The organism is Cupriavidus sp. WS, from assembly GCF_000395345.1.
GTDB classification, from domain to species: Bacteria; Pseudomonadota; Gammaproteobacteria; order Burkholderiales; family Burkholderiaceae; genus Cupriavidus; species Cupriavidus basilensis_B.
The window spans coordinates 1-8,802 of sequence record NZ_AQPL01000116.1 but is presented as its reverse complement, the minus strand read 5'-3'; the positions used below and the strand labels follow the sequence as shown (position 1 = coordinate 8,802).

General features: G+C 69.7%; 5 protein-coding genes. 2 read left to right on the top strand and 3 right to left on the bottom strand.

Going from position 1 to position 8,802, the window contains the following annotated elements:
* Positions 1–95: 95 nt before the first annotated feature.
* The 3 genes from K206_RS0110945 to K206_RS0110930 form a co-directional block, all read right to left on the bottom strand.
* Entirely contained in the window at positions 96–2,381 is a 2,286-nt protein-coding gene (locus K206_RS0110945) for an alkaline phosphatase family protein (RefSeq protein ID WP_043366224.1), read from the bottom strand.
* Positions 2,382–2,826: 445 nt separating this feature from the next.
* Complete coding sequence (locus K206_RS0110935; protein ID WP_020202453.1) at positions 2,827–3,363, bottom strand: methylated-DNA--[protein]-cysteine S-methyltransferase; 537 nt, start codon at positions 3,361–3,363, stop codon at positions 2,827–2,829.
* Positions 3,360–4,847 (bottom strand): AlkA N-terminal domain-containing protein, encoded by a 1,488-nt coding sequence (locus K206_RS0110930; protein WP_020202452.1) that lies wholly within the window; start codon positions 4,845–4,847, stop codon positions 3,360–3,362. Before K206_RS0110930 ends, K206_RS0110935 begins: the two co-directional genes overlap by 4 nt.
* Before the next feature lie 168 nt (positions 4,848–5,015).
* Between K206_RS0110930 and K206_RS0110925 the strand changes: the two genes are divergently transcribed.
* A complete protein-coding gene (locus K206_RS0110925) occupies positions 5,016–7,868 on the top strand; it encodes a pitrilysin family protein (RefSeq protein ID WP_020202451.1) in 2,853 nt (950 codons plus the stop codon).
* 319 nt (positions 7,869–8,187) lie between these two features.
* A complete protein-coding gene (locus K206_RS37995; RefSeq protein ID WP_052165853.1) occupies positions 8,188–8,616 on the top strand; it encodes a hypothetical protein in 429 nt (142 codons plus the stop codon).
* Positions 8,617–8,802 lie beyond the last annotated feature (186 nt).

The window sequence follows — 8,802 nt, the reverse complement described above, 5'->3', positions numbered from 1 at the left end:
CGGCGGCTGGTCCTGCCCGCCGCCGCCGGCCCCGGGGCCGCGATGATGCGGCACGGCCGCTGCTGCCGCCGTGCCGCGCCCGCGCGGGCCGCGCCTTACTTGATTGCCCAGACGTTGGTCTGGTTGCCGTCCGGACCCACCTGCGCCGCCGTGTTCACGTCGGAAGACTGCTTCGCGGTGTAGGTCGCCGGGATCTTGTACGCATGGTTCATCGGGCGGACCGAGTCGAAGTGCGTATCGGCGCTACCCGCGTACTCCGGCAGGTTCAGGATGTTCTGCGCAATGAACTTCTCGGTGTACTTCGAGCGGTTCATGTACGAGGTATCGACCTGCGGATCGGCGATCTGGAACATGTCCTGCAGCGTGCGGACGAACGAGAAGTGGCTGTAGGCGTCGCTGTCGACCACGTGCTTGGGCGCGCCCGGCTGGTTGGTCAGCACCGCGTAGACCGATTCGCCGTGGCCGCGATTGCCGAGCGTGTAGTTGGCGATCGTCGAATCCACCGAGAACGTGCCGTCGGCATTCTGCTTCAGCGGATTGGCCAGCGTGCCGTTGGACGGGTTCCAGCCGCAGCACGAATTGAAGCCGGAGGTGGCCGTGCCTTCGTCGAACATCAGCACGATGGCAACCTTCTTCTGCCGGTTTGCCCAGAGCGGCGAGGACTGGATCTTGGTCACGAGCTTCTGCACGAAGTTGTCGCCGCGCGTGATGATCGCGTTGCCGCCGCAATCGCTCGCGGTGACGGTGCCGTCCGCCGTCTTCACCGTGATGCTGTGCATGTCGTCGCACTGGTCGGGCATCAGGAAGTTCAGGTTGCCGACGTCGCCGCTTTGCAGGTCGGCGCCGAGCTGGTCGACCACGTAGTTGGACGGGACCGTGTAGTCGGAGCTGTTCTTCAGCGCCGCATCCCACTGGCCGCCGCCGAGCGTGCGGTTGCTGAACTTCCATTCCGGCGCGCTGCGCACGTTCTGGTAGGCCATGCCCGGATGGTGCTTGGTCTTGTACAGGCCGGCCGGCATCGGCAGGATGGCCGTCGAACTGCCGACCTGCGTGGCGTTGCCGTTGAGCGTGCCCGGCGGGTAGACGTTGTCGGGCGCGGTCACGGCCGCGTCGGCGACGCTGTCGGTACGGAAGTCCTGGCCCGGGTTCATCGACTCGCTATAGGTGCGCCACGTCATGCCGGAAGCCGTGATCGCGTTGAACAGGTTCGGGTGGCCGACGATGTTGTGGTTGACGTTCGGCGTCGAGGTGCAGGTGGCCGAAAACGGCGACTTGGCCAGGCCGGGCTGCGTGTTGTCCGGCATCGGCGTGTCCTGCGGTGCGTTCGCGCCGGTCGCGTTGCAGTTCCACTGATTGTCGTCGGTGATGCCCCAGTCGTCGGCGCCGCCGAGCGCCGTGTAGTTCGGCTCGCTCGGGTTGCCGGTGGCGAAATAGCTGGTGAACTGGTTGCCGGCGGTCAGGTACTCGTTGATGTGGGGCGCATACGGCGAATTCAGGATGGTCTGCGTGCCCTTGTTCTCCAGCATCACGATGAAGATGTTGTCGTAACGCGGAATGCCTTCGAGGTTGAAGGCGGCCTGTTGCGCCTGCAGGAACGTGATCGGCTCGCGGGTGTCGGTGGTCGTGGCGGTGGCGGCCGTCACGTTGCCCATGCCGGTCAGTTCCGGGTCGCCGCCGGAGACGGACAGCGCGTCCGGATAGAGATCGCCCCGGTCGAACTTCTTGGTCGCGTAGGTGAAGCGGTTGGCGAGCTGGTTGGCCTCGGTCAGCAGGGCCGACTGCGTCGCGCCGGATGCCGCGTTGAGGTCCGACAGCACCGCGTCGGCGCCGACGCCGACGCGCTGGGCCAGGTTTGCCTTCTCGACGGCGTAGGTCGTGCTGTTCGCTTCGACCAGGCGCTGCACTTCGCTCGACAGCGGGCTGATCACGACGCTGCTGCCGATCTGGTCATTCACCTGCGCCAGCGATGCGCGCAGCGCGACGCGGCTGCCCACGGCGGTCCCCGTTCCGGTATTGATCGCCGACGCGCCAACGTCGGCGATCAGCGCGACCGGCGCGCTGACGCTCAGCTTGAAGGCGCCATGCGAATCGGTGGTGACCGGGTTTTCCGAGGTGTCGCACTTGCCGTTGCCGTTGGCATCGGCGCAGACCAGCGCGCCCTGATAGTAACCAGCCTTCAGCGTGGGCTGGGCCGCGCTGCCCGGAACGAAACCACTGGCGGCGACGACGCCGGCAATGGTCTGCTGGGTCTGGCTCGGGCCAGTGCCGGCGCCGGTGCCTGCGCTGGCATTGTCGTCTCCGCCGCCGCAGGCGGTCAGCACGCAGGCCGATGCGACTGCAGTCAGGATGAGAATACTGCGGGGTGATTGGAACGATGACATTCCTACTCCGGGATATGTGAGGACCTACCGTTTTTATTGAGAAGCTCGGGGGAACTGCAAGAAAATCGAGCTGTTGTGAGGCGCCGGTAGTATTGGTCGATCACATGACAGGTCGGTGTCGTGGAACCATTAAGCACTTCATGAAATGTTAAATCTTATTACACGCGTAATTACATGATATTTATGTTTATGGATGTATGGACATTTCACGCGATGAACGCCGCGCCGCGGCGGCTGGCGGGATGCGGCGCGGCGGGGACCGGCGCGCCCGGCGATGCGGATTTCTCCGCGTATTGAAGCATACGCGGCGGCCGAGGCCGATTGCATTTATTCGGCCGTGCCGGGCATCGCGGGAATTAAATCCGAATAAATGTCCTTTTTATTTCTTAATGACCTGACATTGTTCCGGCGAATAAATCGGCAAGGCGGGCCGGCGCCCTCCCGCTCATGCAAATGCCAACGCCGACTGACGCAGGATGGGCAGCGCGGTCGCCGCGGCGGTGCCCTCGAGCCGCAGCAGCGCCCGCTTGCGGTCGGTGCCGCCGGCATAGCCGGTGAGGCCGCCGCCGGCGCCCAGCACGCGGTGGCACGGCACGATCACCGAGAGCGGGTTGCGGCCCACCGCGCCGCCCACGGCGCGCGCGTGCGTGGGCGGCAGGCCCAGCTCGGCGGCGAGTCCGCCGTAGGAGACGGTCTCGCCGAACGGGATCGCGCACAGGGCCTGCCACACGGCGTGCTGGAACGCGCTGCCGCCCAGCACCAGCGGCACCGTGAAGGCCCGCAGGCGCTCGGCGAAATAGTCGTCGAGCTCGCCGGCGGCCTGCTCGAAGACGGCCCGCGCGGCGGCGGGCACGGCCGCGGCCGGCGTGGCCGCCGCGGGATAGTATTTCTGCCCCACGAAGAACAGCCCGCTCAGGCGGGCCTCGTCGGCGCGCAGCAGCACGTCGCCGAGCGGGCTGGGGATGATGCGGTAGGCAATCATGGCGTGTCCTTTTTCTCTGCCTTTTCCTGGCCGGCCGGCGCCGGCTCCTTGCATTCCTCATAACGCCGCCACAGGTGGATGGCGGCGTAGGCCCGCCACGGGGCCCACTGCGCGGCGTGCTGCTTCATGGCGCGCACGGTGGCGATGCCGAGCACCTTGCGCAGCGCGTAGTCGGTGCCGGGAAACGCGTCCGGCCAGCCCAGCGCGCGCATCGCCACGTATTGCGCGGTCCAGTCGCCCACGCCTTCGATCGCGCACAGGCGCGCGATGGTTTCCTCGGGCGCGGCGCTCGGGTCCAGCGTCAGTTCGCCGGCCGCGACGCGGCTGGCGATGGCGCGGATGGCGCGGCCCTTGGCCAGCGGGATGCCGATCTCGCGCAGCGCTTCGGGCGTGACCTGCGCCAGCGCGGCGGCACTCGGGAAGCCATAGCGCAGGCCCGGCGCGGGCTGCGCCAGCGCGGGGCCGTGATGCGCGGCCAGGCGCGCCAGCAGCGTGCGCGCGTGCCTGACCGAGATCACCTGGCCCACCACCGCGCGCACGGCGATCTCGAAGCCGTCCACCGCGCCGGGCAGGCGCATGCCGGGCGCCTCGGCGGCAAGCGGGCCGAGGTGGCGGTCCACCACGTCGGGCCGGCAGCCCAGGTCGCACAGCCGGCGCACGCGCCCCAGCGCTTGCGGAATCACGTGCGCGAGCGTGCCGGACAGCGTCACGCGCACCACGTGGCGGCGCGGCACGTGCTCGAGCCGCAGCCAGCCCAGGTGCGTGGCGCCGCCGCTGTCGATGGCCAGCGTGCGCGCGTAGGTGCCGTCGCCGAGCTGCTCGATGCCGTCCACGGCGCGCACGCCGACAAACTGCAGCCACGCGGCCCAGGCCAGCGGCGGGCGGTATCCGAGCTCGAACACGAGCTCGTCGGCCACGTTGTCGGCGGCGCGCCTGCGCATGGCCAGCGGCGTGAGTCCGTAGCGCGTCTTGAGCACGTCGTTGAAGCGCCGCACGCTGCCGAAGCCGGCGGCATGCGCGACATCCGTCACCGTCAGCGCGGTGTCGGTCAGCAGGCGCTTGGCCAGCAGCAGCCGCTGGGTCTGCGCGTATTCCAGCACCGAGACGCCGAACTGCGCGTCGAACAGCCGGCGCAGGTGGCGCTCGGTGACGCCGATGCGCGCGGCCAGCGCGGCCACGCCGGCGTCCACCATAAAGCCTTCGTCGATCAGCGTGGCGGCGGCCTGGGCCAGCCGCCCGGACAGGTCCGACAGGCCGTGCCCCGGCGCCAGCTCCGGCCGGCAGCGCAGGCACGGGCGGAAGCCGCGCTTCTCGGCCGCCGCCGCGGTCTCGTAGAACGTGCAGTTCTCGCGCTTGGGCGTGCGCACCGCGCATACCGGCCGGCAATAGACCCCGGTGGACGACACGCCCACGAAGAAGCGCCCGTCGAAGCGGCGGTCGTGCGAGGCCACGGCCTTGTAGCAGGTGTCCGGATCGAGTTTCATAGCGTGCATGCTAACCCGCCGCGCGCGCGGCATTAGCCGGATTCGGACATTTGCCTTGGCCTGCTGCGGTGCGGCAAAACGCGGAAATTTCGGAAAACGCGGCGCCGTGCCGCCACGCCGCGCGGCAGCGGCTAGAATCGGCCTCCGGACTTCTCTTGCCGCCTTCGCATGCGCCACGCTCTCCAGCGCCTTACCTGCCTGCTCGCCCTCGCCTTCAGCACCGCCGCGCCCGCGGCGCCCGCCGTGCCGCCCGCCGTGCCGCCCACACCCGCCGCCACCGCGCCGGCGCAGGTGGCCAGCGCCGAGGGCATCACCGAATACCGCCTGCCCAACGGCCTGCGCGTACTGCTGGCGCCCGACGCGGCGCAGCCCGTGACCACGGTCAACATGACCTACCTGGTCGGCAGCCGCCACGAGAACTACGGCGAAACCGGCATGGCGCACCTGCTCGAGCACCTGCTGTTCAAGGGCACGCCGTCGCTGCCCGGCAACGCCATCGCGCAGGAGCTCACGCGCCGCGGCATGCAGTTCAACGGCACCACCGGCTTCGACCGCACCAACTACTTCGAGAGCTTCTCCGCCAGCGAGGAGAACCTGGACTGGGCGCTGAAGATGGAGGCGGACCGTATGGTCAACAGCTTCATCGCGCGCGCCGCGCTCGACAGCGAGATGACGGTGGTGCGCAACGAGATGGAGCGCGCGGAGAACGAGCCCGGCCCCATGCTGGCGCAGCAGATGCGCGCGGCGGCCTACCGCTGGCACAACTACGGCAAGGTGCCGATCGGCGCGCGCAGCGACGTGGAGCACGTCGCCATCGGCAACCTGCAGGAGTTCTACCGCCGCTACTACCAGCCCGACAACGCGGTGCTGGTGGTGGCCGGCAAGTTCGACGCGGCCGCCACGCTGGCGCGCATCGGCGCGTACTTCGGCCCGATTCCGAAGCCGGCGCGCACGCTGCCGGCGCAGTACACCGTGGAGCCGCCGCAGGAAGGCACGCGCGAGGTCACGCTGCGGCGCGCCGGCGACGCGCAGATGGTGGCCGTGCAGTACCACATCGCGCCGGGCGCGCACCCGGACGTGGTGGCCATGCAGCTGCTGGCGGACATCCTCTCCGACGGCGCCGGCGGGCGCCTGTACAAGGCGCTGGTCGAGACCGGCCGCGCCACCTGGCAGTCCGGCTCGGTGGCGGCCATGCGCGACCCCGGCTCGGTGCTGTTCGCCGCCGGCGTGAGCAAGACGCAGGACCTGGAAGCCGCGCGCGCGGCGCTGGTGGCGCAGGTGGAAGGCTTCGGCGCGCACCCGGTGACGCAGGTGGAGCTGGACCGCGCGCGCACCCGCCTGCTCAACGCCTACGAGCGCCTGCTGGAGAATCCGGCCGGCTACGCGGTGGCGCTGTCCGAGGCCATCGCCAAGGGCGACTGGCGCCTGCTGCTGATCGCGCGCGACCAGGCCGCGCAGGTCACGCTGGCCGACCTGCAGCGCGTGGCGCAGAACTACCTGCGCCCGAGCAACCGCACGCTCGGCCGCTTCATCCCGCTCGACATGCCCGGCGAGACAGCCAACGCCGCGCTGGCGCCGGCGGCGATGCCCGCCGCGCCGGACGTCGCGGCGCTGGTGGCCGGCTTCCGGCCCCAGCCGACCAAGGCCGAGGTGGCCGCCTTCGATCCCAGCCCGGAGAACATCGAGGCGCACACGCTGCGCGGCGCGCTGGCCAACGGCATGCAGTTCGCGCTGCTGCCCAAGCCCAGCCGCGGGCAGACCGTGAGCGGGCGCATCGTGCTGCGCATGGGCGACCTCGACAGCCTGCGCGGGCTGGGCGCGGCCGGCGACCTCACCGCCGCCATGCTGATGCGCGGCACGACCAGCCTGGACCGGCAGCAGATCTCGGACCGCCTGGCCGCGCTCAAGGCCTCGGTCTCGGTGCAGGGCGACGAGGAAGCGGTCACGGTGCGCTTCGAGGCGCGGCGCGACACGCTGGCGCAGACGCTGGCGCTGATCCGCGACGTGCTGCGCGCGCCGAGCCTGCCCGCGGCCGAGTTCGAGACGCTGCGCGCCAACGCCATCGCCGGCATCGCCAGCGGGCTGGGACGGCCGGAGACGATCGCCGCCACCGCGCTCGGGCGGCACGGCAACCCCTACCCCGCCGGCGACCCGCGCTACGTGGCCACGCCGCAGGAAGACATGGACGCGCTCACGCGGCTGACGCTGGAGGACGTGCGCGCCTTCCACGCGCGCTTCTACGGCGCGGACAACGGGCAGGTCGCGCTGGTCGGCGACTTCGACCAGCCGGCGGCGCGCGCCCAGCTGGCCAGCCTGTTCGGCGACTGGCGCGCGCGGGCGCCCTATGTCCGCATCGCGCGCCCGTTCGTGGCGCTGCCGCCGGCCAGCCTGACCCGCGAGACCGCCGGCAAGGCCAATGCCGTCTACATGGCGGCGCTGCCGGTGCCGCTGACCAGCGACGCGCCCGACTATCCGGCGCTGGTGATCGCCAACCGCGTCTTCGGCGGCAACCCGCTCAAGAGCCGCCTGGCCGACCGCCTGCGCCAGCAGGACGGCATCAGTTACAGTGTGGGCAGCTTCGTGCGGGTCGGCGCGCTCGACGGCAACGGGCGCTTCGGCATGCAGGCGGCCTATGCGCCGCAGAACCTGGACAAGCTCCGGCGCGGCGTGCAGGAGGAACTGGCGCGGCTGGCGGCGCGCGGCATCACGGCGGAGGAGCTGGGGCAGGCCAGGAGCGGCCTGCTGCAGCAAGGCGCGCTGGCGCGCACCAGCGACGCATCGCTGGCCGGCATGCTGGCCAGCCACTTGTTCCTGGGACGCACCATGCGCTATGTCACGAAGTTCGAGCAAGGTATCGCCACGGCGAGCGTCGAGCAGGTCAACGCGGCGATCCGCCAGTACCTGGACCCGGCCAGGGTGGTCCAGATATACGCCGGAGATTTCTCTGTCACGGCAGCGCAAAACGCCGGCGCCACCATGAAGACGGACAGCGCGGCGGAAACGGCAACGCCGTCCCCCTGAAACGACGAGACTGGAGGAAAATGGAGGCCGCCGCGGGCGCCGCAGGCCGCTCGCGGCGCGGCAACGCGGACGGCCCGGGGGCAACCCCTTGCTGCAACCGCGCGTTGACTGTATATTCGTACAGTATATAAGAGACGTTATCGGAACAAAGCCGAACGATCCTGGCCACGACGCACGCGGCCGCGGACGGCACGAACGGTTCGGCCGGTGCATTCAGCCGGCATAGTCAGCCGGTAGTTGCCGTGACCGCACTGCCGCGACCGCGCAATGACGCCAGGATTTTTTTGATAGTGTCTCCAAGTCGATATAAGAGGTGTGGATGTCAATAGTGCGAGCTAGCAGCAAAGCAGAAGCGCTTCGGCTTCTCGCATCGAAAGATGTGCTGGCCCTTGAGCTGGACTATGAGACCGGATGGCAGGATGCCGTCGAACTGGGCCGGCTCGGAGAGAAACGCGGCATTAAAGTGCAGTACCGGGGACAGGAAAGCATCGCCGTCCATTCACGCGAAGCCCTGATCGAGGGGCTGGCCAAGACCAAGACCACCTTCCGCCAACGCAACCTGTATTGCCAGTTCGACCTCGGCACGCTGGCCGACCACGAACTGCTCGATCTCGAGGCCAAGGCCACCCGGCTGGGCGACTACATCCTGGCGGGCCACCTGCTCCGGGACGTGGACGCCGTGTGGCCGCAGGAAGCGCAGGAGCCGCGCCAGGAACAGCGCACGGAACCGCCACAGGAAGCGCAGTAGCGCGCGCGGCAGGACACGCAGCAAGGACAACACCACAGGCACCGCCCGCGGCCTGCACGGCTGTCCGCGCCGCCAGGGCAGACCGCATTGGCGTGGCCGCGACGGTGCATGCCAGTACGCGCCATCTTCCGGGAAACGCGCCCGCGGGCAACGCCCGCGCAACCGCGCCGCGCGCCGCCGAAGGCG

Bases quoted from the DNA above. Each gene is read 5' to 3' on its own strand.
- K206_RS0110925 (WP_020202451.1), top strand. From the start codon at position 5,016: ATGCGCCACGCTCTCCAGCGCCTTACCTGCCTGCTCGCCCTCGCCTTC.
- K206_RS0110935 (WP_020202453.1), bottom strand. From the start codon at position 3,363: ATGATTGCCTACCGCATCATCCCCAGCCCGCTCGGCGACGTGCTGCTG.
- K206_RS37995 (WP_052165853.1), top strand. From the start codon at position 8,188: ATGTCAATAGTGCGAGCTAGCAGCAAAGCAGAAGCGCTTCGGCTTCTC.
- K206_RS0110930 (WP_020202452.1), bottom strand. From the start codon at position 4,847: ATGAAACTCGATCCGGACACCTGCTACAAGGCCGTGGCCTCGCACGAC.
- K206_RS0110945 (WP_043366224.1), bottom strand. From the start codon at position 2,381: ATGTCATCGTTCCAATCACCCCGCAGTATTCTCATCCTGACTGCAGTC.